The organism is Vreelandella nigrificans (genome assembly GCF_002374315.1).
GTDB classification, from domain to species: Bacteria; Pseudomonadota; Gammaproteobacteria; order Pseudomonadales; family Halomonadaceae; genus Vreelandella; species Vreelandella nigrificans.
This window is the reverse complement of record NZ_NWUX01000001.1, coordinates 563,179-584,339: the sequence shown is the minus strand read 5'-3', so window position 1 is coordinate 584,339 and position 21,161 is coordinate 563,179. Positions and strand designations below refer to the sequence as shown.

Below are 21,161 nucleotides of genomic sequence, written 5' to 3'. Positions count from 1 at the left end.
TTCTTTTCGATAGCTTACTTAAAAACGGTTCTTCCACTCGCGCAGAGTGGTGAACGTTGCGAGATCATCGTCATTAGAGCCCTGAGTGCCTGCTGCTTGGCGTACACTGTCAGTATCCACGCGTAGATAAGGGTTAATTTTCAGCTCGCGTCCTATCGTGCTGGGTAAAGTGGGCCTATCTAAGGCGCGCGCCTTCTCACTCTCTTGCAAGGCGTATTTAATGTTTTCATTGCTTGGGTCTGCAGCTTGAGCAAATAGCAGATTGGCCAACGTATACTCATGGGCTGCAAAGACCAGTGTATCCTCTGGGAGTTCCATAAATCTTTTCAGTGAAGCGAACATTTGTGCTGGTGACCCTTCAAACAGACGGCCGCAACCGGCACAAAATAACGTGTCGCCACAGAAAAGCAGAGCAGGGATACCTGGGGTGAAATAGCTTAGGTGGTCTAAGGTGTGGCCAGGCGTGGCTATTACTTCAAATAAGCGCCCTAAGATCCTTACTTCGTCGCCATCACCAACCGGCTCGTTAACACCTTCAATTGATGAGTTTGCAGGACCCACTACACGGGGTGAGTAGCGTTTAATCAACTCATGCAGCCCACCGGTATGATCATGGTGGTGGTGAGTAACCAAAATGGTTTCCAACTGCAAAGACTCACGCTCAAGACGCTCGATGACAGGCGCCGCTTCACCAGGATCCACCACGCAAACGCTTTGACTGGTATCTTGTCTTATTAGCCAAATATAGTTATCGCTAAGGGCAGGAATCGGTGTCACGCTCATCATGGGCGAGATCCTTTGAAGTTCGTATAGGTGATTACACGCAGAGTTAATGGATAAGCGCTATTTAGGGTTTTATGATGCCTAAAACAGCATATTAAAGACGTTAAAAGGTCAATACTGTGGAGGTAAGCGCTGTTCATGTCAAATTCGGCGATGGCACTCATGCTGGCAAAGCAGATGGCTCAAAGCGAGGCGTATTGGCAAACCGAGGCCGGCCGTTCGCTGTGGGATGTGCAGCGTGCTTGCCTTGGCCCTGTAGTGGAAGGACGTAAAGGTGGGCATAGTTTAGAGATGAGCATGGGACCAGCGTTAATGACTATGTCAGCTATACCCCATGTGGTTCGCTGGGCGCCTGTTCGTTCACTGGCTGAGTCAACGTCAACACTTATATGCCCACCGGATCAGTTAGCCCTACCTGACCGCTGCATGGATACAGTAGTTGTGCATCATTGGTTAGAGCATTTGCCGGATGCCCATTTTACACTTCAAGAAGCAGCACGAGTGACGGCTGATAACGGTGTTTTGGTTCTGTTTGGTTTTAACCCAGTTGGTCTTGGTGGTTTAGCCCAGCGCTGGCGTAAAAAACGGTCGCAGTTTCCCTGGAATGGGCAATGGCGCACTGCTAATCGGCTACGGGATTGGCTGGCATTTGTCGACTTTAAGGTAGAACGCGTAGACTACTGCTGCTTTCGTGGTCCAATGAGCGCCACTTGTGGCGAGCACTGGGAGGCTTGGGGTCGACGGCATAACCTCCCTTTAGGTGAAAGCTATATGATTCAAGCGCAGCGTCGCGAGCGTCATGCGCCCATCGAACGAGTCAAATTTGGGCTGCGTGCTCCGATTTCTGCCTCCTCGCTTGGAGCGACGCGTAACGGTGCTTCAGCGCACTGCCACTCTTCAAACCAAGGTCGTCTGAAAAAGGATAGAGAGCGTGAGTAAGCAAGCAGCCGAAGGGCTGCCCCGGGTGACAATTTATACCGATGGGGCGTGCCGAGGAAATCCAGGTCCGGGTGGCTGGGGGGTCGTGCTCTCAAGTGGTCAGCATGAGAAGACATTAAAAGGCTATGAAGCCGAGACAACGAATAACCGTATGGAGTTAATGGCAGCCATTATGGCGCTGAGAACACTTAATAAACCCTGCGAAGTATCCCTCTGGACTGACTCTCAATACGTTCGTCAGGGGATTACTCAGTGGATCCATAATTGGATCAAACGCGGTTGGAAAACAGCAGCGAAACAGCCGGTAAAAAACGCTGAGCTTTGGAAAACTCTGCATGAGGAAACCCAGCGGCATAGCGTAGATTGGCACTGGGTAAAAGGGCATAGCGGTCACCCTGGAAATGAGCGAGCAGATGCCTTAGCGAATGAAGCCATTGATGAGCATCAGAGGAATACCACATGCGCCAAGTGATTTTAGATACTGAAACTACCGGTATTGATCCAAAAGATGGTCACCGATTGGTGGAAATTGGTGCTGTTGAAATGATTAATCGACGGTTTACCGGCCGCTCCTATCATCAATACATTAACCCAGAGCGGCATATCGACGCTGAAGTCGTTGCGGTTCATGGTATTGACGATGCCAAAGTGGCTAATGAACCAGTATTTGCAGAAATTGCAGATGCTTTTTGGGCATTTATCGAAGGTGCTGAGCTAGTTATTCACAACGCGCCTTTCGATGTTGGGTTCATTGATCATGAGCTAACGATGCTCAATCAGCGGCGTAAAGCGCCGGTGCTAGGCCCAGTGCGAGAACATTGTCGTATTCTTGATACGTTGGTCATGGCGAGGGAGATGCACCCCGGCCAGCGTAATAACTTAGATGCACTATGTAAGCGATACGATATAGATAATGGGCACCGCGTATTACATGGTGCTTTGCTAGATGCCGAGATTCTAGCAGACGTTTACTTGGCGATGACGGGAGGCCAAACAGCACTAACGTTAGACGCTGAGGCCTCCAGCAAGCAGCAAGAGCACCAGACCAACGAGGGGCTATCTGTTGAGCGGCTGTCGCTTAGCCCTGGGCAGTTACGAGTTATTCGCCCTACTACTGACGAACAAGCTGCGCATCAAGCTAAATGCCAAACACATAAGCTACGCTGGTTTGAGGAACTCCGCACTGATGCTTAGACGTGAAATTCCCCACCATGCGCGTGAAGGGCGCGTTATCCGTGTCGCCCGTAGCCACTTGGCTCCTGCGCCCTTATTAGCTGGTGGCGAGCTGACGCCCTTGCAGCCTTTACAGCCCTGGAGTGAGGAGATGCAGCCATTATGCTATTGGCACGATGAGCCGGTAGCACTGCTGGTTGAAAGCACACCAGGGGATGGTTGGATAGACGGTCGACAATGGCTCGGAGATTTACCCGCATCATGGTTTAGCCTGCTTTCTACGGCGCTACAGGTAGGTGCTTGGTTGGAGAATCATCGTTTCTGTGGCCGCTGTGGAGAAAAAGCGACTAAGCTGGAGGCTGAATTCGCCATGCATTGCCACGCTTGTGGGCATCGCAATTATCCGCGTATTTCACCTTGTATCATTACCTTGGTAACTTGCGGTGAGGCGATGTTGCTAGCGCGTAGCCCTCGTTTTCCACCAGGGCGGTATTCAACGCTTGCGGGGTTTATTGAGCCTGGAGAGTCTGCTGAGGAGGCCGTACATCGGGAAGTATTTGAAGAGGTGGGGGTGCACGTTGACCAGCTGCGTTACCACCAAAGTCAGGCGTGGCCATTTCCGCACTCGCTTATGTTTGGCTTTTTTGCTGAAGCAACCACGCGGCGTATTCATATTGATGGAGTCGAGATTAGCGATGCCGCGTGGTTTTCGCCGCGACAGCTACCCGCGCTGCCGCCGCCTTACTCTATCTCGCGTGAGCTCATTGAGACTCACTTGGCACGTTGGCGTAATTAACAATCAATTACCGTAACCTACTCTATTCCCTGGAAGGCTACTTGCCCGGGAATAGGGTGGTGAGCTTGGTAGCCAGCATGACATTACCTGTCGCCTTCAGTTTTCCAGTCATGAAGGCTGTCATGCCATTAACGTCGCCACTCATGATGCCTTTTAGGGTCTCGGTACTCATAGTCAAACTAACGGAAGGATCATCGTGCTCGCCTTCTTGGGCATCGAGAGTACCGTCTTGAATATTCAAGTAGTGACTGCCTGCATCAGTGAAATGGAATTGAAACACTTCATCCATGCCTTTTGCTGCTTCTGAGTTGAAACGGGCTTGTAACTTTTCAAGCGTATTCGATGACATAATACAAATTCCTTATAGGTGGATTAAGAGTGCAGGCACTGAGGAATCAGCACGTTACCCATGAGACTATTTCAAACAATCGTTTTAATCAAGCGTCGTGGCTATGATGCTATGAGTTTGGGGTGCCCATTGATAGAGCTGCAAGCGTAGATGATCATATGCGCAGAAAAGTGAATGATCTAAGTGAAAGATCGTAACGTTTAAACATTATGGTGGAGAATGCTTATGAGCGAGTGGCTTGTAGATATGGGGACATTCCTAATCCAGACAGCTGTTGTAGTGGCGCTGGTGGGGATGACTTTGTTGCTTGTGATGCGTAGCAAAGAATCTAACGATGATAGCCTCAAGCTTCGTATCGAGTCGCTAAATGACCAGCGGCGTGCTCGAGGACGTCGATTGCGTGTACACACTACAGAGCAGGGAGCGCGTAAAAAGCTAATCAAAACCTTTCGACAAGAAGAGAAGGCCAAACACAAAGCCGCCAAAGAAGGCAAAAGTGAGCACCAGCATGCTGCAAAAGTATGGGTTCTAGACTTTCACGGTGATTTAAAGGCGTCTCAAACAGAGCAGTTTGCTCAGGAAGTGTCTGCAATTATCGAAGTAGCCAGCACTGAAGATGAAGTGATTGTTCGCTTAGAATCCGCGGGAGGGCTAGTGCATGCCTATGGGCTCGCCGCGGCTCAACTAGATCGGCTTCGTGTGGCTGGGTTAACAACAACCGTTTGCATCGATAAGGTTGCTGCGAGCGGCGGTTACATGATGGCCTGCACAGCTAACCATATCAAGGCAGCGCCGTTTGCGGTGATTGGCTCTATTGGCGTTGTTGCACAAGTTCCCAATATACATCGTCTACTTAAACGCCATGACATTGATGTTGAACTTCTCACCGCGGGTAAATATAAGCGCACCTTGACCGTTTTAGGCGAGAATACCCAAGAGGGGCGTGAGAAGTTTATTGATGACTTGGAAAACACTCATCAATTATTCAAAAACTACGTTTCCCAACATCGCCCCAGCATGGATATCGACAAGCTAGCAACCGGTGAGATCTGGTATGGCAGTGAAGCTCTTGAGCAGCAGCTGGTAGATAGTGTCGGCACTAGCGAGGCGTATTTGGTTGAGCGTATGGCCGAAGCTGATGTCTATCACGTGAAGCTAGAACCTCCCAAATCGATAAGTCGTAAAGTTGGGTTGGCAATATCGGCAGGGGTAGAGCAAGCCATTGTAAAAGGGTTGGGCCTAGTCGATGCTGCAGGTTGGCAGCGCCGCTAAGCACAAGCCTTGTGCACGTTATACTTAAGCTTACAAAGAGTCGTTTGCCAGTTTAAGCCGCGTAGAAATGCGCCAGGGTATCGATGATAGCCTTGGCGCTATCGCTTTTAAGGGAGTAGAAAATGGTTTGTGATTCCCTGCGTGTGTTAACCAATTGATCTCGACGCAGAATCGCCAGATGCTGTGAGAGGGCAGATTGGCTAAGTGCTAGCTGCTGATTAATCTGGGTGACTGACAGCTCCTTCTCTGCTAGCAAGCAAAGGATCTGTAGGCGCTTTTCGTTAGCGAGTGCTTTAAGCAAGTTGGTGCCAGTCTCGATTGCTTGGCAGTTATCTTCTAGCAGGCGTGTAGCGGCGCTTGGGGAAGCAAACATAAGTATCTCCTTGCCTACACTGATAAAAACAGCGTTGTTATGGTTGTTTAGGCATCGTCGCGTCGCGAGGACTTGTTGATTCAATGATCAGTAATTTAGCGGGTTTTGTCCAAACGCAAGTTTAACGGTTAATCAATGGTAATACCGCCTTTGGTTGTCGACAACTTGGATTGTTTTATACGGCTTTAGTCGCGATGTATCCCATAGTATGAGGGTGGCAATGCAATTAACTTTATAAAGTGTCAACAATTGGATTCATTTCGTTGACAAAATCAAGGCAAAGCTACTATGACTCTCTATCAGCGTACTTATCAGCAATCGGTGGAGCATCCCGAAACCTTCTGGGCAGAGCAGGCAAAACGGCTGCCATGGTACACACCACCAGCGACTACGCTCTCTTATGATGATCAACAGCACGCTTGCTGGTTTGGTGACGGCGAGCTGAATATTTGCTATGCCGCTATTGATTATCACGTTGAGCAAGGACGAGGCGGTCAGCCCGCTATTTTTTGGGATTCCCCCGTTACTCAGTCAAAGCAGACAGTTACTTATCATGAGTTGCGTGACCGCGTAGCCAAATTTGCCGGTGGACTTGCAAGTTTAGGCGTTACCAAAGGTGATCGGGTAGTTATCTACATGCCTATGGTTCCGGAAGCTTTGGTTGCCATGTATGCCTGTGCTCGCTTAGGTGCTGTGCATTCTGTGGTTTTTGGTGGCTTTGCACCCCATGAATTAGCCATCCGCATCGAGGATGCAGAGCCAAAGGTTATTGTTGCAGCATCTTGTGGGGTCGAAGTTGATAAGGTACTGCCATATAAACCAATTATTGAGCAAGCTATCGCGCTGAGTAGCTTCAAACCCGACGCTTGTGTTGTTTTTCAGCGTGAGGCGCTCCGCGCAGAGCTATTAGAGGGCGATTACGACTGGGCTGAGCTAGTGGCAAGTGCTCCTTTTGCTGACTGCGTGCCCGTTAAGGCAACAGACCCACTGTATGTGCTCTATACTTCTGGGACTACTGGCAAGCCCAAAGGGGTAGTGCGCGATACCGGCGGCTATGCAGTCGCGCTGGCTTACTCCATGGAGGCTATCTATGCACTGGAGCCAGGCGATGTGATGTTTACCGCCTCTGATGTAGGTTGGGTAGTCGGCCACTCATATATTGTTTATGCGCCTTTGCTTCGCGGCTGTACCACCATTGTGTATGAGGGGAAGCCGGTAAAAACGCCAGATGCTGGAAGTTTCTGGCGGATAATTGACGAGTATAAAGTGAAGAGCTTTTTCACCGCACCGACGGCATTTCGTGCGATTAAAAAAGAGGACCCGGATGCTAAACTGCTAGGCAACTACGACATTAGTAGCCTTGAGCATCTCTATGTGGCTGGCGAGCGCTTAGATCCACCAACCTTTCACTGGCTAGATGATCTACTAGATGTGCCTGTTATCGACCATTGGTGGCAAACTGAAACAGGTTGGCCTATTGCGGCTAACCTACCAGGCGTTGAGGCAGTACCAGCCAAAGCAGGCTCTGCTACGTATCCAGTGCCGGGCTTTAATGTACAAATATTAGACCGTGACGGTGAGCGAGCAGCGCCCATGCAACAGGGGAGTGTGGTGATTAAACAGCCACTACCCCCAGGTTGTTTAACTGGTATATGGCGTGACCCGCAGCGCTTTCATAGCGCTTACATGGCAGCTTTTCCAGGCTATTATTTAACCGGTGATGGCGGCTATTTCGATGAAGATGGTTATTTATTCATCATGGGAAGAACCGATGATGTGATCAATGTCGCTGGACATCGACTATCGACTGGTGAAATGGAAGAGGTTGTAGGGGGGCACTCAGCCGTTGCAGAGTGCGCGGTGATTGGTATTCACGATGATCTAAAAGGGCAGTTGCCCATTGGCTTGGTGATCCCCAAGGATGGCTTTGATGGTGATGAGGCTAAGCTTGAAGCCGAGCTAATTAGCTTAGTACGTGAACGTATTGGGCCAATTGCATGTTTTAAGCAAGTGTTAGTGGTTAATCGATTACCCAAAACACGCTCTGGTAAAATATTGCGTAAGCTATTGCGCAATATTGCAGACGGTAAACAGTTTGGCATACCTTCGACGATTGATGACCCCACTAGCCTGGAAGACGTTCATGTCGCTATGTGCGAGCGCTCAGTGGGTGCTGCGGAGCGAGCTAAACCGTTAGACCTCTGAGTCTATTGAGCAAGACCTTCCCCAAAGCCGTCTGCTTCTCTGGGCGGCTTTTATTACCTTGCCTTTTATTACTTATCGGAAAGCGTATAATGCGCGCCCGGTAGCGTTAAAAACGCTTTTTAGAGGGTTCCCTAACCCCTCCTGACATTAAAAAAAGGCCAGCCTACATGTTTGCATTGACCGATACACAGTACCGCCGTTGCCTATTGGTAATGGTTGCTTTCCATATTGGCATTATCGCCGCTAGTAACTATTTGGTTCAGCTGCCGTTTACGATGTTTGGGTTTCATACTACCTGGGGGGCATTCAGCTTTCCGTTTATTTTTCTAGCCACTGACTTGACGGTGCGATTGTTTGGCAAAGGTCCTGCCCGTAGCATTATTTTGCGTGTCATGCTGCCTGCACTGGTCGTGTCTTATGTCGTGTCGGTAGTTTTTCCGCGTGGTAGTTTTGCTGGCCTGGATGCCTTAGGTGAATGGAACCTGTTTGTGGCTCGTATCGCGCTAGCTAGCTTTCTGGCTTATGTCATAGGGCAATTATTAGATGTGCAGGTATTTGACCGTTTACGCCAATGGGCTTGGTGGGTAGCACCTGTGTGTTCGACGATCTTAGGGAATTTAGCGGATACCTTCGCATTTTTCTTTGTAGCATTCTATAACAGCCCTGACCCTTTCATGGCGAACCACTGGGTTGAGATTGCGGTGGTTGATTACGCCATTAAGCTAGCCATTAGCCTACTATTCTTCTTGCCCTTATACGGTTTGCTATTAGCATGGTTAACGCGTCGCTTGGTAGTGTGGACAGGCCAAGTTGACATGCCCCCTAGAACTGCATAGTGGCGAAGGAGCCTACATGACCGAACTTGCTGCCGTCGAACTTCATGTAATTGACTTGCCTGCCGAGCAAGATGGTAATGAGCAGCTGCCGTTAGTGGTTATTCATGGATTGTTAGGCAGTGCTGATAACTGGCGCTCGCACCTTAAAGTATGGCAGCGTAGCCGACGAGTGATTGCCGTTGATTTACGCAATCATGGCCGCTCACCCCATGCAGAAGGCATGCACTACTCTGCCATGAGTGAGGATGTGTTGGCGGTGTTGGATAAGTTGTCTATCGAGCGTGCGCATATTCTCGGACACTCCATGGGTGGGAAAGTAGCTATTACACTTGCTCGTCTGGCGCCTGAGCGCTGCGCTTCATTGATCGTTGCTGATATTGCACCTGTCGCTTATCAGCATGGTCATGATGATGTATTTGCCGCATTGGAGCGGGTGAAAGCAGGCAAGCCTACCAACCGTCGTGAAGCTGATGCCTTGCTTGCAGAGCATGTTGACTCACGGCCAACGAGGTTGTTTCTGGCTACTAACCTAGTCCGCAACGAGCAAGGGGTAATGAGCGTTCGGGTTGGCTTGGATGAAATTCAGCGTGGTTATGACGCTATTATTGGAGTGCCCGATGGAGATCGCCCCTACGATGGCCCAACGCTGGTGCTTCGCGGCTCCGATTCTCACTATGTGGGCGACCATATGCTGCCTGCTCTGCGGGAGATGTTGCCCAAGGCAAGAGTGGTAACCCTTAAGCAAGCAGGTCATTGGTTACATGCAGACCAACCTGAGGCGTTTCAACAAGCTGTTGAGGCTTTTATCGCGACTCAGTCGTAGCTGCTACAATTGTTTAGGCGTGAGGTAATTGCTCTAGGGCGGTAATTGTTAGCTGATGCTGCTGTGGATGGCGTAGAAATCGGTTAAGAATACGGTAGGTGTCGGCATCAAACTGAGGTGCTGCGTTCTGTAGCTTTTTCGCTGCGCGAAGTGTCATGGCGCTGCCTAGATAACACCAGTGATCCACCACATGATAGGCAGCATCACTGGAACTCTGGTGTTTTTCTCGAATCACTATGCGCCCAGGCCACGGCCATGTACCGACCTGAAGTTTTTCCATCGCTTCTTGGGATCGTTTTGTATGATCTTCTAGAGGCTCTTTACCGCAACAAGCTCCTGTGCACTTTCCCAGCTGATGTGCAAAGCAGCGGCCATTACCCTTTTCCAATCCAAGCACTTGCGGGCACAGCTGTTGAGCTTCGCAAATGGAGCGCAGCGCATTATTGGCCTCTTTTGCGCCACGAAACAGGCCGTAAAGCTTGCCTGCTTGGGGCTGGCTTAGGGCGCTGCCATCTATCAAGGTGGGGGCGTGTTGTTCGGCTGGCCAATGCCAAGTGCGTAGTTTTCCTTGCCGTCTAAGTTGTCGGTTCATTATTGGCATTAGCTGTTTCACTAACTGGGCTTCCCTCAGTTGAGCCCCCATATCGCCAGCGGTCTCCTCCCACTCAATATGCTGTACTTGTTGGGTGAGGCGCATCTCTTTATCGTCTTGATGATCACGTTGGAAATGTCCAAGCACGCGGCTTCGTAAATTGATGCTTTTGCCTACATAAAGTGGTAAACGGTTGTGGCCATAAAATAGATAAACACCTGGCGATGAGGGTAATCCTGCAAGTTGTTCGCTATTTAAGTGAGCAGGCAGGGTTTTATGGCGCTGCTCGTCGCCTAGAGCAGCTTGCCAGCTGGTTCCATCGAAGCACTTTTTCCACGTCTGCCATAAATGCCAGAGCGCAAATACATCGTCCTGCGCTCGATGGGTGGGGGCTGCTGCTATGTTAAAACGATGTACTAGTGCTTTGAGATTATGATGAGTTTCATCAGGTGCTAGCCGGCGAGAGATACGCAATGTACACATCAATGATGCGCGAAAATTGAAACCAGAACGCTTGAATTCATTACGTAGAAAGCCGTAATCAAATCTAGCGTTGTGGGCTACTAAGCAGCCATCTGCTAACCAATTGAAAAGCTCAGCTGCAATTTGCTCAAAGGTAGGGGCGTTGCTAAGCATCTCGTCGTAGATGCCTGTGAGTTGGCTAATGTGTGAGGGTACACGGCACCTTGGATTAATTAAGCTACTCCAGCACTCAAGTATATGGCCGTCAACAACCTTGAGTGCTGCTATTTCAGTGATACGGTCACGGGTCGTACGTGTGCCGGTTGTTTCGACATCAATGAAGATTAGTGGTATGTCGCTCATCGGGCTCCCGTGGATATGGCTGAATATTGTCAACGCGGTAGCGCATGTAGGTCGATCGCTAAGCGTGAAGTTGGCAACTCGGCATCAATCAGACCCGCTTGTAATAAATAGTTTTCAAATGTCGCATAGCGCCTTGTATCAAGCGCTGCCGGACTCAATGTCATGCGTCTTAGCAGGTCTTCCCATGCAGCGGCATTGATGGCGTTATCTAGGATTGGATGAGTTGTAGCTAATAGTGTCCAGGCAGCTTCTGGGTTGTCGATTATCCAATGGCTAGCCTCTTCTAGTGCAATCAAAAGCCTTGCCCATGTAGGCGCGCGACGAACCATTGAATCGCTATTCGCGAGCACGATCAGCCCGTCATGACGGGGAATCTTGAGCTCGTGGTATTGAATAACATGCGTTGCAATACCTTCTGTTGCGAGCAGCGGGGGTAAGTAGTGATAGAAGCCGTCTGCAATTGCATCGACACTGCCATCTCTTAGCGCGGTCGCGGAAGAAAAGCGTACGTTTTCAGGCGGCGAAAAATCATCGATTTGCTGTATGGAGCGGGGTAGCAGGTGTGCTAACATAGTGTCGCGCCCTTCACGAGTAGAAAAGCCGTAATGTAGGCCCGCAAGATACGCTTGGTTATCTTCATATTGGTTACCCGCCACAATGACAGCAGTTAAAGGCGTTTCAAATAGAGTGCCAATGCGAGCAATTGGAGCTCCGTCATGTGCATGTAGATGTAGTAGGGGTTGGCGCGCCAACGCAAGATCGACTTCTCCAGCGGCTAACAGTTTAATGGCAATGGAGGGGTCGGCAGGAGTTTGCAGTTCAACCTCAAGCCCATGTGCGGCAAATAGTCCTCGCTCATGGGCAACAATTAAGGCTGCATGCTGTGGACTTAGGTACCAATCGAGCATTAGCGTTAGTTGTTTTAAAGGAGGCGGATCTAGAGGTGGAGGTGGCGTGAGGGCCATTGTTGGGGCCTCCTCTTCAACCTCATCTTCCTCTACCAGATCTGGTGAGGATGACCATAATCCCTCAGGAATCTGTACTTCGCTTTCAAGACGTAGCTCTTCAGCGCTGATAGTGGTTTCTTTGTTTGCGTAAGCGACTGAATTTGAAAATAATAACAACAAGACCAATGCTAGCGATGCGAGTGACAACGCTGCTAGCCATAGGCGGGAAAAAGGATACAACATAAATAAGAGCTCCAGACATCGTGACGGCGGAGTGTAGCTGTGTGGTTAAGCGTCTGACCAGCCCCTTAGTGAATCAAGCAGGCAAGATGACACAGTAAATTCAACAGTGGCATGCAATAATAGAGCAGCAATGATGTAGAGACGGAGACACATGGACGCAATTTATACGTTCTTTTTAGTTGGCGGTTCACTCATGGCGCTCAGTATTTTAGCGAGCCGCCTTTCATCAATGGTCGGTATTCCGTTACTGCTTATCTTCCTTGGTCTGGGCATGCTGGCTGGTGAGGAAGGCGTGCTTGGCGTCGTGTTTGATGACTACTCAATGGCCTTTACGATTGGCCACTTAGCATTGGCCATGATTTTGTTAGATGGTGGTTTACGTACCCGCTTAAAAACTTTTCGTGTAGGTTTCAGGCCCGCACTTTCTCTAGCCACCTTTGGCGTGTTTATTACCAGTGCCATCGTTGGCATTATTGCTATGTGGGTGTTTGATTTAACACTGATTCAAGGCCTTTTGGTCGGGGCCATTGTAGGCTCTACCGATGCAGCAGCAGTGTTTTCAATGCTTAGCGGGCGCGGTGTGAACTTGAACGAGCGTGTTGGGGCTACCCTGGAAATTGAATCGGGCACCAATGACCCGATGGCAATTTTCCTAACCCTTATGCTAGTTGAGCTATTGGTGGGGGATATTGGTGGGCCCACTGAAACGCTGCTTTTCTTTATTGCTCAATTTGGTATTGGTCTGGCGATTGGCCTGGGTGGCGGGTGGCTGAGTGCCAAGCTGTTACGCTGGCTTGACCTTGCCCCTGGGCTTTACGCCATGCTGGCGCTAGCACTTGGGTTTAGCGTATTTGGTTTAACCAGCGTACTTGGTGGTAGCGGTTTCTTAGCGATCTATTTGGCGGGGTTGATGATCGGTAATCAGCCTGGCCGCCATCTCAACTTTATTTTACCTGTTCATGATGGCTTGGCTTGGCTGAGCCAGATAGGCCTTTTCTTAGTACTGGGGCTGCTAGTCACACCAAGCCAGCTTTGGGATGTGGCATTGCCCGCTAGCTTAGTGGCGTTGGCGCTGATTTTTATTGCTCGTCCGCTAGCCGTCCTGATTACTATCAAGCCATTCTTCAAGTTTCGCTGGCGCGAAACCTGGTTTATTGCCTGGGTAGGATTACGAGGGGCTGTTCCTATTGTGCTTGCTATCTTTCCGGTGATAGGGGGGGTAGAAAACGCTTCTCTGTATTTCAATGTAGCATTTGCAGTGGTACTGATGTCGCTGCTTATTCAAGGTGGTTCGCTAACGCTAATGGCGCGCTGGTTAAAAGTAGAGGTGCCTACGGGGGCAACCCCAAATCGGCGAGGGCCTCTTGGCATACTGCCTGATAACGACTTCGAAATGTTTGTCTATGTGGTAGAAAATCAAGACTTGGAGGACGTGCCTATCAGGCTTTTACGCTTCCCTTCCGGTGCTTTGATTTCTGCCTTGTTTCGCAATCATGCAATGCTGCATCCCAAAGGCAGTACAAGGCTAAAGCTTAAGGACGTGATCTGCGTGATAGGGCGCTCGGAAGACCTCGCGGCACTAAACCGGCTTTTCAATGGCGATGCCAAGCTCAAGCAGGAGCGAGCGTTCTTCGGTACCTTTACCCTGGATGGCAGTGCGCAGATGCAAGATATTGCTCAAGCGTACGGTTTGACCTTAAGCCCGGGTGAGCAGGATATGACGCTTGCTGAATTTGTGTCTTTGCGAGTAGGTGGGCACCCAGTAGTAGGCGATGATGTAGATTGGCACGGTATTCACTGGGTAGTTAGTGAGATGGAAGGCGGTAATATCACTCGGGTTGGCTTAAGGTTGTACTAATTCATCCTAAAGGCATTGACTTCCAAGGAAATGTTGATATTATACGCACCCATAAGCCGGAGGGATGGCAGAGCGGTTGAATGCACCGGTCTTGAAAACCGGCATAGGTGAATAGCCTATCCAGGGTTCGAATCCCTGTCCCTCCGCCATAACGCTTTAAAAGGCCCGCTAATTGCGGGCTTTTTTTCGTCTGTACTCCGCATAATCAATAGCTTACGTTCGCATAGTGTTTTATCGGGTTGCACGCCATCGCACACAAGCGCAGAATCTATGTTGGGTGGGATGTTGGGTAAAGAGTTAGGAGCCCGTTATGCCAAGACAGACGAAGCCATTAACAGCGCTGGAAGTGAAGCGACTCACGCAACGGGGACTTTATGCTGCTGGTGAAGTGCCTGGCCTTTATCTTCAGGTCGCCAAAACGGGTACTCGGTCGTGGGTGCTGCGTTACGCCACTGGTGAGACACGCTTAGCTGCATCCGGAAAAGCGTTCAAAGTGCGCCGTGACATGGGGCTGGGGAGTTACCCCGGCGTCACACTGGCACAGGCCCGCGACAAGGCCCGTGCAGTTCGTGAAAAGCTGGATGCTGGCATTGATCCAGTTACCGAGCGCAAAGCCGCTGGACAATCACGCCGCGCTGCTGAGCTGGCGCTTATCACCTTCACCGATGCCGCTGCGGCTGTTATCAAGATTAAGCAGGCAGAGAGCCGCAACAGCAAACACGGCAAGCAGTGGCAGGCCACGCTAGAAACCTACGCGTTTCCGATACTTGGCAAGATGGCCGTTTCAGATATTGAGCTGGTGCACATCAAGCAAGTGCTACAGCCAATCTGGGAAACCAAAACGGAAACTGCTACCCGCGTCAGGCAGCGCATTGAAGCGGTATTGAGTTGGGCAACCGTCAACGGCCACCGAAGCGGCGATAACCCAGCTCGCTGGAAAGGCAACCTAGACACCATATTGCCGTCTCCTTCCAAAGTGGCGAAGGTGGAACACCACCGCGCCATGCCGATCGACAGCATGCCCACGTTCTGGCAATCCCTCGAGCTGCGAACCGGTGACGCGGCCAAGTGCCTGGCGTTTACGATCCTGACCGGCTGCCGTTCTGGTGAAACCCGTGGCGCTCGCTGGGATGAAATAGACCTGGCCAACGCCACCTGGACGATACCCGCCAGCCGCATGAAGGCAGGCAAGGAACACCGCGTTCCCTTATCCGCGCCAGCATTGGCCTTGCTCAAAGAGCAGTCTCAGGCACGGGAATACGTCTTTCTAAGCCCCCAAGGCAAGCTGCTGTCTGATGCAGCCATGACTGCCTTACTCCGCCGCATGAAAGAGGATCACCGGGCAACGGTTCACGGTTTCCGGTCAACGTTCAGGGATTGGATGGCAGAGCGCACCGGCACGCCTCACGAAGTAGCAGAGGCAGCGCTGGCGCATAGCATCCGCAATGGCACAGAGGCGGCTTACCGCCGTAGCGACCTATACGCCAAGCGTGCCCGCGTCATGGATCAATGGGCCGTGTTCATCACCAAGCCTGCACCGGCTGGCGCTGGCAACGTTGCACCGATCCGAGGAGAGGTGGCCACCGATGGATAATGAACTAAAGGCGATCCAAGACGACTTGGACAGCGTGCTAGAGCGACTAGCTAATTACATGGGAAAAGAAAGCCAGGTAAGCGAGGGCATAGATCCGCGAACTTACAGCAAGCAAGATTACAGCAAGCAAGATTACAGCAAGCAAGACGCAGCCCGCGCGGCATTGAGTTATCTGGAAGTTGAAGGCGTCACGCTAGAAGCTTCACTTCGTGTCGGACGCTTTAGAGAGAAACGACTTAACGAGAGTCATCCTGAAGGGACAATGCTTCACCAACACGCCAATAGTGAGGGGGAGGTATCCTCATTGATAGAAGCGCTTAGAGCCATGGAGGACTGGCTTTTAACCGCGTGGCCCCCCGAGAGTTGCCATTTAGAAATCTTAGCTAGAGCTGTAAACGAGTGGTCAAGCAAGCGTGGTCGTTTTATTGGTGAAAGCATGGGGCTTCCAATCACGTCTGGGCGCTTAGATTCAAACAAAGACGCGAAGCAAATGGCGGTTGCATGCGTATTCGCATTAAACAAAGTTAACCCTAAAGTATATCCAATAGACGTGGCTTTGTTTGAATTTGTAGGTGAGCAATTTGGAGGCATGGGCGAAAGAACCGTATCCCGAGCCTTTTACAATGAAGACGGAAAAGTGGCGCGTGAAGTTTATGAAGAAGTTTTAAGCGACCCTAATCTAAGGGAAGCCCTAATGCCAATGGCTTTAGAGATGTTTGGTGAAGCGCTAGATGACAGTCATGGAAAAATAACGTATTGGAAAATGGCTATGGATCCATGTTCATGGAGGGTATTCCCAGATGCTCCACGGTTGAGGCTATCCCCAGACGAAGAAGAGTTGTTATTTGCCCCTATCGACTTGTCAGAAACTGACTAAAACTGACAATTACTACAATCTATCACTTCGCCATGCTTTACCCCGTTACCCAATACGACGAGGTAAAGCAACATGGCAGCGAAAACGAAACCCCAAGCATCAGCCAAGCCCGGCAATGAGTTCCTAAGCGCTGAACAAGCGGCTAATCGCTATGGAGTCCACCGCGCCAGCATTTACCGCTGGGCAAAAGAGGGCGACTTCCCGACACCCATCAAGCTAGGCCCAAACGTCACGCGCTGGGCATTGGCAGACCTCGAAGCGTGGGAACAATCCCAGCGGGAGGCGTGCTAATGCTTGCCAATGTGACGTCCTGCGTTTACGCTAATCGAGCTGGCGCAAAATCGTCAGCCGACCTTGGCCGGTCGAAACATCCGAGGCGCACAAGCGCCCCAAACATAGCAGGCGCTTTTTTTGTGCCCGCTATGCGTTATGGCGGCTGTGCGTGGGACGCTTTCGAGCGTGCCGGTTCCCTTGGATGCCGGTCGGCCAACCCGCGTACAGTCGCCCCCATTAGCTGCTTGGCCGCAGCCGGGGACGACTCCACAATCCAAGGAGTCACACCCATGGCACTACTACGCCTGTCCAACGTCATTACCCGTAATCTATCCAGCCGCGCCGCTGCACACAGAGCAATGGCAAAAGCCGCACTGTTTGCCGACAGCAGCGCCAGCACCCGCCTAAAGCGTTACAACCACCACATTGAAAAAGCCCAACAGCTAGAAGCACGCTTTTCTGATACTGCCAAGCGCAGCGCTGGGGGTGTGGCATGAATCACACGCAGACCCACGCCCAAGACATTCAGGACATGATGGCCGCCGTGTATGGCCTTGCTGATTTGCTAGAACAGAGCTGCAGCAACGAAGGCAGCGAGGATGAAACGCAAGTCATAGGGCGCTTTCACCGGGGCTGTGTGGTTACGGCCATTAAGCACCTGGCGAACCACGCCAGCTCACTGACTGACATTATCCAAGAGCAGGAAACCCGCAAGGCCGCTGGCGCTGGGGGTGATGCATGAATACCCGCCAAACACACCTAACCCTAGACCAAGTAAGCGCGTTGATAGCCATTGGCGATAAGGTGGACGACCTAGCCGATGAGCTTGAAGCCGATGGCGTAGATGCTGAAGCCGTGGCCCACTATGCCCACGCTTGCCAACACATATCGGATGCGGCCAACGCGCTAATGGAAGCGATGAGCTTTACCCAGCACCCAATCACTCAGGCGTCAAAGCGTGTGGTGCTGGCGCTGTGTGCTGACGATGCTCACGATCTAGCGCACCTGCTGAAAGAAACCGCTAAACAGCTCGATCAAGGCCCACGTGAGCTGACCGTCACAGCTGAAGATGCAGACCTTCGCATGGGGCGTGATGGGCTTATGGTGGGCACGCTCAAGGTGGCCGAAGCCGATAAGTCAGGGGGCAACGATGCAAGCTAACGCCCAAAATAAAGCAGCCCAGCGCAATGGCCGGGCTGTCGCGCCACCTACCAAAGTAAACGCGAAGTATGAGCATAGCACGCGCCCTGACGTTTACGCCTTGCTGACTCGTTTGGACAAGGTAAAGGAGAATGGGCCCGGTCGTTGGTTGGCGTGCTGCCCAGCCCACCAAGACCGATCACCTAGCCTTGCAGTACGTGAGACGCCAGACGGCACCATCCTAGTGAAGTGTTTTGCTGAGTGCCCTACAGCTGACGTATTAGCCGCCGTGGGTCTAGAGCTGAAAGACCTGTTCCCACAGCGTGACCAGGATGACTACCACGCCAGTAAGCGCCCTGGTGAACGTTGGGTACCCCGCGACGTGCTAAGCGCTATCGCACAAGAGGCACTGATTACCCTGTTGGCAGCGGAAGCCACCCATCGTGGTGAAGGGCTGGCGCGCGCGGATCTTGACCGACTGGCCACCGCTGCCGGTCGTTTGCGTAACGCAGCAAGGGAGGTGGGTTGTCATGTATGAAGCCGCACAAGTAAGAGGCGCTACCTGGCTTGATGATTATGCCCAGAGCCGTCAGCCCGGAGCGCCAAAGCCATTGCTATCGTTGCCTAGCGCTTTGGCCCCGGTGGCCTCGTTTCAGCCTGACATGCTGCCTGATGCGATCAGCGCTTATGTGATGGACGTAGCCGACCGCCAACAGTGCCCGCCTGACTTTGTAGCCGTAACGGCAATCTGTGCGCTGTCTGCGCTGGTGGGCCGTAAGGTGCTGGTATGCCCCAAACAGCGGGATGATTGGACAGTTACACCCAACCAATGGGGCGCGATCATTGGCCGCCCAAGCGCTATGAAAAGCCCCAGCATGAAAGCCGCGCTTGCCCCGCTGGTGCGTATTCAGCAAGACGCCAGTGACAGCCATAGCGAAGCCCTTCAGCAGTACAAGGCAGAGCAAAAGCTGGCCGAACTGGAAAAGAAGGCCACAGAGGACAAAGCGAAAAAGCTACACCAGCAGGGCAAGCGAGACGAAGCGTTAGCCGTTTTGGTAGAGGCCGAGTATGAAGCGCCGGCCCCAGGTAAGCCGCGGCTTATCGTTAATGACGCCACCGTGGAAAAACTGGGGGAGCTGCTAAACGAGAACCCCAACGGCCTTATCCTGGTGCGTGATGAGTTAGCGGGCTGGTTGGGTAAGCTGGCGCAAGATGACTACCAAAGCGACCGCGCCTTTTACCTCGAGTGCTTTGACGGTAACGGACGCTTTACCTATGACCGCATAGGCCGGGGCACCATCGAGATAGAGAACTGCACCTTATCCATGATTGGCGGCATTCAGCCCGACAAGATAGCGCCTATCGTGCGCAGCGCCAGTAATGGTACAGCCAACGATGGATTGGTTCAGCGCCTTCAGCTAGCCGTGTGGCCCGACGACCTGAGGCAATGGCGCTGGCGCGACCGTGCCCCGGATCCACAGGCACGGCACGCATACGAGCAGACCTTTTTCAAGCTGCAAGGGCTGGCGCTAGAAACCGATGTCGAAGGCGATCCGCCCGCGTGGCGCTTCACCCCAGAGGCGCAGGCGCTATTCATTGAGTGGATGGAAGGTATCAACGCTGAAGCCCGTGAAAGCGATCTGGCACCAGCGCTAGAAAGCCACCTACTCAAGATGCCCCAGACCATTGCAGGACTGGCGCTACTGTTTGAGCTGATAGAAGGGGAAGGTGGGGCCGTGGGCATAGTAGCCGCTGCACGGGCTTTAGAGTGGGCCGACTACCTAAAGACCCATGCAGAGCGCCTGTATAGCGCTGCCATCAACCGAGGGGCCATAGGGGCTGCGCTGATAGTCAAACGCCGGGATAAGCTGCCAAGCCCGTTCACCTCGCGGGACGTGCGCCGCAAGCAGTGGGCAGGACTGGACAGCACAGAGGCCGTGCGTGATGCGCTTGATGTACTGGTGGAACACCACCACCTGACCGCGCTGGAAGTGCCGACCACCACCAAGCCTAGAACCGATTACCACTGGCACCCAGAACTGGTACCGGTTGGGGAGGTGCGCTAATGGGACGTTGGCTATCTAAAATCCAGAAAAACCCTATGTGTGCAACTGACAAAACTGACTTATCTGAATCTGTCAGAAAAGTCAGTGACACAACTAGGGCATTCACCGAAATGGCAAGCGATACCGCTTCAATCCAGAAAAGCCCTATGTGTGTAACTGACAAAACTGACTTATCTAAATCTGTCAGTAAAGTCAGTGACACAACTAAGGCATTTCAGGAAAAACGGGGGGGAGGTGCTGGCGATGTAGACGCCATGCTAGGCACGCTGAAGGTCATAGGTCGTGACCTGGGTGACGATCTTGAGAGGCTGGCGCGTGAAAGGCTGATGCTGTTGGCTAACCCTGTGCGTGCTGAAGTTATCGCAGTCCTAGACGATGCGTTCACGGTAGCACCTGACCTACCCAGCGCCCGTAAGCAGTGCCGCCACCTGCTAACCGATATGGGCACTATGGACGCCGCCAAAGCCTGCTGGCCTGCACTGCCTGAACCTGTTGGCGAGGTGCCCGACACAATCCGCCGGCAAACCGTCACGCCCATCATAGAACCATGGCTGGCGATGATAGAGCGGCATTGCCCGCTGGTGCCTGAGGATAAGCGCTTTATCCGCGTGAGGCTGGTTACACTGGCCCCAGGTCACGCCATGCGCCTATCCCGCCAGTACGTTGAAGCGTGGCAACAGGCAGAGCAGCAAGAGCCACGCAGCCAGGCTAAAGACAACGCAGGCCGCCGGGCTGCTAATAACTACCTGCTATTGAGCAGCCGCAAGGCCAAGCGCCTCCAGTAACCCTCTCTTAATGATCGATAGCGGTATCACTCTCTCTGATACAGTTAAACGATACCGCCAACTACCGGGGGATGCCATGCGCCGCACCAACCAAGCCCGCCGCAACTTTGCGACCGATGCCCGAAAGATCAACGATAACGCCTTTAAGCACACCTACCGCAATGCTGAGCAGTACCGGGATGAACGCCTAGACAGTGAGCGGGAACGCCTAGACCGCCGCCTAGAGTGGGCCTTTGGCCGTGGTGACGATGCAGGCGTGAAGCGGATACAGAGCCGCCTTGACCGGCTAGCTAATGACGCGCTGACTGATATTGACGCAGGTTGTACGCCCGGCCACCTTGAGCGTTGGAAGCGGAGGTTGTGATGCTAATTCCACTCGCCCGTGCAGACGAGTAGTTGTTTTAGCTGCTGT

The 21,161-nt window shown here is 52.0% G+C and carries 24 protein-coding genes and 1 tRNA gene; 20 read left to right on the top strand and 5 right to left on the bottom strand.

The features are described from left to right. Nucleotides 1-18: 18 nt before the first annotated feature. On the bottom strand, nucleotides 19-786 hold the full coding sequence (gene gloB / locus CPA45_RS02845; RefSeq protein ID WP_096650111.1) for a hydroxyacylglutathione hydrolase: 768 nt from the start codon (nucleotides 784-786) through the stop codon (nucleotides 19-21). Between the two features lie 135 nt (nucleotides 787-921). Between gloB and CPA45_RS02840 the strand changes: the two genes are divergently transcribed. The 4 genes from CPA45_RS02840 to nudC are packed head-to-tail and all read left to right on the top strand — an operon-like array spanning nucleotide 922 to nucleotide 3,691. Beyond that, nucleotides 922-1,722: a class I SAM-dependent methyltransferase gene (locus CPA45_RS02840; RefSeq protein WP_096650109.1), complete on the top strand. Its 801-nt coding sequence runs from the start codon at nucleotides 922-924 to the stop codon at nucleotides 1,720-1,722. Continuing rightward, nucleotides 1,715-2,194, top strand: a complete 480-nt coding sequence (gene rnhA, locus CPA45_RS02835) for a ribonuclease HI (RefSeq protein WP_096650107.1) — start codon at nucleotides 1,715-1,717, stop codon at nucleotides 2,192-2,194. Before CPA45_RS02840 ends, rnhA begins: the two co-directional genes overlap by 8 nt. Continuing rightward, nucleotides 2,182-2,916 (top strand): DNA polymerase III subunit epsilon, encoded by a 735-nt coding sequence (gene dnaQ / locus CPA45_RS02830; RefSeq protein WP_096650104.1) that lies wholly within the window; start codon nucleotides 2,182-2,184, stop codon nucleotides 2,914-2,916. The genes rnhA and dnaQ overlap by 13 nt, the downstream gene beginning before the upstream one ends. After that, nucleotides 2,909-3,691 (top strand): NAD(+) diphosphatase, encoded by a 783-nt coding sequence (gene nudC, locus CPA45_RS02825; RefSeq protein WP_096650102.1) that lies wholly within the window; start codon nucleotides 2,909-2,911, stop codon nucleotides 3,689-3,691. The genes dnaQ and nudC overlap by 8 nt, the downstream gene beginning before the upstream one ends. 37 nt (nucleotides 3,692-3,728) lie before the next feature. Here nudC and CPA45_RS02820 read toward each other — a convergent pair whose 3' ends face one another. Then, the gene (locus tag CPA45_RS02820; RefSeq protein ID WP_096650100.1) at nucleotides 3,729-4,040 is read right to left on the bottom strand and encodes an SCP2 sterol-binding domain-containing protein; all 312 of its coding nucleotides are present in this window, start codon (nucleotides 4,038-4,040) and stop codon (nucleotides 3,729-3,731) included. Nucleotides 4,041-4,265: 225 nt separating this feature from the next. Between CPA45_RS02820 and sohB the strand changes: the two genes are divergently transcribed. Next, nucleotides 4,266-5,312 carry a protease SohB gene (sohB, locus tag CPA45_RS02815; protein WP_096650098.1) on the top strand — a complete coding sequence of 349 codons (1,047 nt, stop codon included), beginning with the start codon at nucleotides 4,266-4,268 and terminating at the stop codon, nucleotides 5,310-5,312. 52 nt (nucleotides 5,313-5,364) lie between these two features. Here the strand turns inward: sohB and CPA45_RS02810 are convergent, their stop codons facing one another. Continuing rightward, nucleotides 5,365-5,685: an ArsR/SmtB family transcription factor gene (locus CPA45_RS02810; RefSeq protein WP_096650096.1), complete on the bottom strand. Its 321-nt coding sequence runs from the start codon at nucleotides 5,683-5,685 to the stop codon at nucleotides 5,365-5,367. 288 nt (nucleotides 5,686-5,973) lie between these two features. On the opposite strand from CPA45_RS02810, the gene CPA45_RS02805 reads away from it, so the two are divergent. The 3 genes from CPA45_RS02805 to CPA45_RS02795 all read left to right on the top strand — a co-directional run bounded on the left by CPA45_RS02805 (nucleotide 5,974) and on the right by CPA45_RS02795 (nucleotide 9,549). After that, complete coding sequence (locus CPA45_RS02805; RefSeq protein ID WP_096650094.1) at nucleotides 5,974-7,890, top strand: propionyl-CoA synthetase; 1,917 nt, start codon at nucleotides 5,974-5,976, stop codon at nucleotides 7,888-7,890. Between the two features lie 167 nt (nucleotides 7,891-8,057). Then, nucleotides 8,058-8,726, top strand: a complete 669-nt coding sequence (locus tag CPA45_RS02800; RefSeq protein WP_096650092.1) for a 7-cyano-7-deazaguanine/7-aminomethyl-7-deazaguanine transporter — start codon at nucleotides 8,058-8,060, stop codon at nucleotides 8,724-8,726. 16 nt (nucleotides 8,727-8,742) lie between these two features. Next, nucleotides 8,743-9,549 carry an alpha/beta fold hydrolase gene (locus tag CPA45_RS02795; protein ID WP_096650090.1) on the top strand — a complete coding sequence of 269 codons (807 nt, stop codon included), beginning with the start codon at nucleotides 8,743-8,745 and terminating at the stop codon, nucleotides 9,547-9,549. Between the two features lie 13 nt (nucleotides 9,550-9,562). On the opposite strand, the gene CPA45_RS02790 is transcribed toward CPA45_RS02795, so the two are convergent. Both CPA45_RS02790 and CPA45_RS02785 read right to left on the bottom strand, forming a co-directional pair. Further along, a complete protein-coding gene (locus CPA45_RS02790; protein ID WP_096650087.1) occupies nucleotides 9,563-10,966 on the bottom strand; it encodes a 3'-5' exonuclease family protein in 1,404 nt (467 codons plus the stop codon). Nucleotides 10,967-10,995: 29 nt separating this feature from the next. After that, entirely contained in the window at nucleotides 10,996-12,156 is a 1,161-nt protein-coding gene (locus CPA45_RS02785) for an ABC transporter substrate-binding protein (protein WP_096650085.1), read from the bottom strand. A 151-nt stretch (nucleotides 12,157-12,307) separates the two neighbouring features. Here CPA45_RS02785 and CPA45_RS02780 point away from each other — a divergent pair, with 151 nt between their 5' ends. The 12 genes from CPA45_RS02780 (at nucleotide 12,308) to CPA45_RS02725 (ending at nucleotide 21,113) form a co-directional block, all read left to right on the top strand. Beyond that, nucleotides 12,308-14,014, top strand: coding sequence for a potassium/proton antiporter (locus CPA45_RS02780; RefSeq protein WP_096650084.1), 1,707 nt, complete (start codon nucleotides 12,308-12,310; stop codon nucleotides 14,012-14,014). Between the two features lie 58 nt (nucleotides 14,015-14,072). After that, nucleotides 14,073-14,163: transfer RNA gene (locus CPA45_RS02775), tRNA-Ser, on the top strand. A gap of 161 nt (nucleotides 14,164-14,324) precedes the next feature. Then, nucleotides 14,325-15,608: a tyrosine-type recombinase/integrase gene (locus tag CPA45_RS02770; RefSeq protein ID WP_096650083.1), complete on the top strand. Its 1,284-nt coding sequence runs from the start codon at nucleotides 14,325-14,327 to the stop codon at nucleotides 15,606-15,608. Continuing rightward, a complete protein-coding gene (locus CPA45_RS02765) occupies nucleotides 15,601-16,485 on the top strand; it encodes a hypothetical protein (RefSeq protein WP_096650082.1) in 885 nt (294 codons plus the stop codon). Before CPA45_RS02770 ends, CPA45_RS02765 begins: the two co-directional genes overlap by 8 nt. A 72-nt stretch (nucleotides 16,486-16,557) precedes the next feature. Then, nucleotides 16,558-16,776 carry a helix-turn-helix transcriptional regulator gene (locus CPA45_RS02760; RefSeq protein WP_096650081.1) on the top strand — a complete coding sequence of 73 codons (219 nt, stop codon included), beginning with the start codon at nucleotides 16,558-16,560 and terminating at the stop codon, nucleotides 16,774-16,776. A 272-nt stretch (nucleotides 16,777-17,048) separates the two neighbouring features. Continuing rightward, nucleotides 17,049-17,255: a hypothetical protein gene (locus CPA45_RS02755; protein ID WP_096650080.1), complete on the top strand. Its 207-nt coding sequence runs from the start codon at nucleotides 17,049-17,051 to the stop codon at nucleotides 17,253-17,255. After that, entirely contained in the window at nucleotides 17,252-17,500 is a 249-nt protein-coding gene (locus CPA45_RS02750; RefSeq protein WP_096650079.1) for a hypothetical protein, read from the top strand. Before CPA45_RS02755 ends, CPA45_RS02750 begins: the two co-directional genes overlap by 4 nt. Beyond that, nucleotides 17,497-17,919 carry a hypothetical protein gene (locus tag CPA45_RS02745; protein WP_096650078.1) on the top strand — a complete coding sequence of 141 codons (423 nt, stop codon included), beginning with the start codon at nucleotides 17,497-17,499 and terminating at the stop codon, nucleotides 17,917-17,919. Before CPA45_RS02750 ends, CPA45_RS02745 begins: the two co-directional genes overlap by 4 nt. Next, entirely contained in the window at nucleotides 17,909-18,436 is a 528-nt protein-coding gene (locus CPA45_RS02740; protein ID WP_208858451.1) for a hypothetical protein, read from the top strand. Before CPA45_RS02745 ends, CPA45_RS02740 begins: the two co-directional genes overlap by 11 nt. After that, nucleotides 18,429-19,964 carry a YfjI family protein gene (locus CPA45_RS02735; protein WP_096650077.1) on the top strand — a complete coding sequence of 512 codons (1,536 nt, stop codon included), beginning with the start codon at nucleotides 18,429-18,431 and terminating at the stop codon, nucleotides 19,962-19,964. The genes CPA45_RS02740 and CPA45_RS02735 overlap by 8 nt, the downstream gene beginning before the upstream one ends. 110 nt (nucleotides 19,965-20,074) lie before the next feature. After that, complete coding sequence (locus CPA45_RS02730; RefSeq protein ID WP_133066773.1) at nucleotides 20,075-20,749, top strand: hypothetical protein; 675 nt, start codon at nucleotides 20,075-20,077, stop codon at nucleotides 20,747-20,749. Between the two features lie 10 nt (nucleotides 20,750-20,759). Continuing rightward, entirely contained in the window at nucleotides 20,760-21,113 is a 354-nt protein-coding gene (locus tag CPA45_RS02725) for a hypothetical protein (RefSeq protein WP_165771498.1), read from the top strand. The last annotated feature ends 48 nt before the right edge of the window (nucleotides 21,114-21,161 follow it).

Bases quoted from the DNA above. Each gene is read 5' to 3' on its own strand.
- gloB (WP_096650111.1), bottom strand. From the start codon at position 786: ATGATGAGCGTGACACCGATTCCTGCCCTTAGCGATAACTATATTTGG.
- CPA45_RS02840 (WP_096650109.1), top strand. From the start codon at position 922: ATGTCAAATTCGGCGATGGCACTCATGCTGGCAAAGCAGATGGCTCAA.
- dnaQ (WP_096650104.1), top strand. From the start codon at position 2,182: ATGCGCCAAGTGATTTTAGATACTGAAACTACCGGTATTGATCCAAAA.
- nudC (WP_096650102.1), top strand. From the start codon at position 2,909: ATGCTTAGACGTGAAATTCCCCACCATGCGCGTGAAGGGCGCGTTATC.
- CPA45_RS02820 (WP_096650100.1), bottom strand. From the start codon at position 4,040: ATGTCATCGAATACGCTTGAAAAGTTACAAGCCCGTTTCAACTCAGAA.
- sohB (WP_096650098.1), top strand. From the start codon at position 4,266: ATGAGCGAGTGGCTTGTAGATATGGGGACATTCCTAATCCAGACAGCT.
- CPA45_RS02810 (WP_096650096.1), bottom strand. From the start codon at position 5,685: ATGTTTGCTTCCCCAAGCGCCGCTACACGCCTGCTAGAAGATAACTGC.
- CPA45_RS02805 (WP_096650094.1), top strand. From the start codon at position 5,974: ATGACTCTCTATCAGCGTACTTATCAGCAATCGGTGGAGCATCCCGAA.
- CPA45_RS02800 (WP_096650092.1), top strand. From the start codon at position 8,058: ATGTTTGCATTGACCGATACACAGTACCGCCGTTGCCTATTGGTAATG.
- CPA45_RS02795 (WP_096650090.1), top strand. From the start codon at position 8,743: ATGACCGAACTTGCTGCCGTCGAACTTCATGTAATTGACTTGCCTGCC.
- CPA45_RS02790 (WP_096650087.1), bottom strand. From the start codon at position 10,966: ATGAGCGACATACCACTAATCTTCATTGATGTCGAAACAACCGGCACA.
- CPA45_RS02785 (WP_096650085.1), bottom strand. From the start codon at position 12,156: ATGTTGTATCCTTTTTCCCGCCTATGGCTAGCAGCGTTGTCACTCGCA.
- CPA45_RS02780 (WP_096650084.1), top strand. From the start codon at position 12,308: ATGGACGCAATTTATACGTTCTTTTTAGTTGGCGGTTCACTCATGGCG.
- CPA45_RS02770 (WP_096650083.1), top strand. From the start codon at position 14,325: ATGCCAAGACAGACGAAGCCATTAACAGCGCTGGAAGTGAAGCGACTC.
- CPA45_RS02765 (WP_096650082.1), top strand. From the start codon at position 15,601: ATGGATAATGAACTAAAGGCGATCCAAGACGACTTGGACAGCGTGCTA.
- CPA45_RS02760 (WP_096650081.1), top strand. From the start codon at position 16,558: ATGGCAGCGAAAACGAAACCCCAAGCATCAGCCAAGCCCGGCAATGAG.
- CPA45_RS02755 (WP_096650080.1), top strand. From the start codon at position 17,049: ATGGCACTACTACGCCTGTCCAACGTCATTACCCGTAATCTATCCAGC.
- CPA45_RS02750 (WP_096650079.1), top strand. From the start codon at position 17,252: ATGAATCACACGCAGACCCACGCCCAAGACATTCAGGACATGATGGCC.
- CPA45_RS02745 (WP_096650078.1), top strand. From the start codon at position 17,497: ATGAATACCCGCCAAACACACCTAACCCTAGACCAAGTAAGCGCGTTG.
- CPA45_RS02740 (WP_208858451.1), top strand. From the start codon at position 17,909: ATGCAAGCTAACGCCCAAAATAAAGCAGCCCAGCGCAATGGCCGGGCT.
- CPA45_RS02735 (WP_096650077.1), top strand. From the start codon at position 18,429: ATGTATGAAGCCGCACAAGTAAGAGGCGCTACCTGGCTTGATGATTAT.
- CPA45_RS02730 (WP_133066773.1), top strand. From the start codon at position 20,075: ATGGCAAGCGATACCGCTTCAATCCAGAAAAGCCCTATGTGTGTAACT.
- CPA45_RS02725 (WP_165771498.1), top strand. From the start codon at position 20,760: ATGATCGATAGCGGTATCACTCTCTCTGATACAGTTAAACGATACCGC.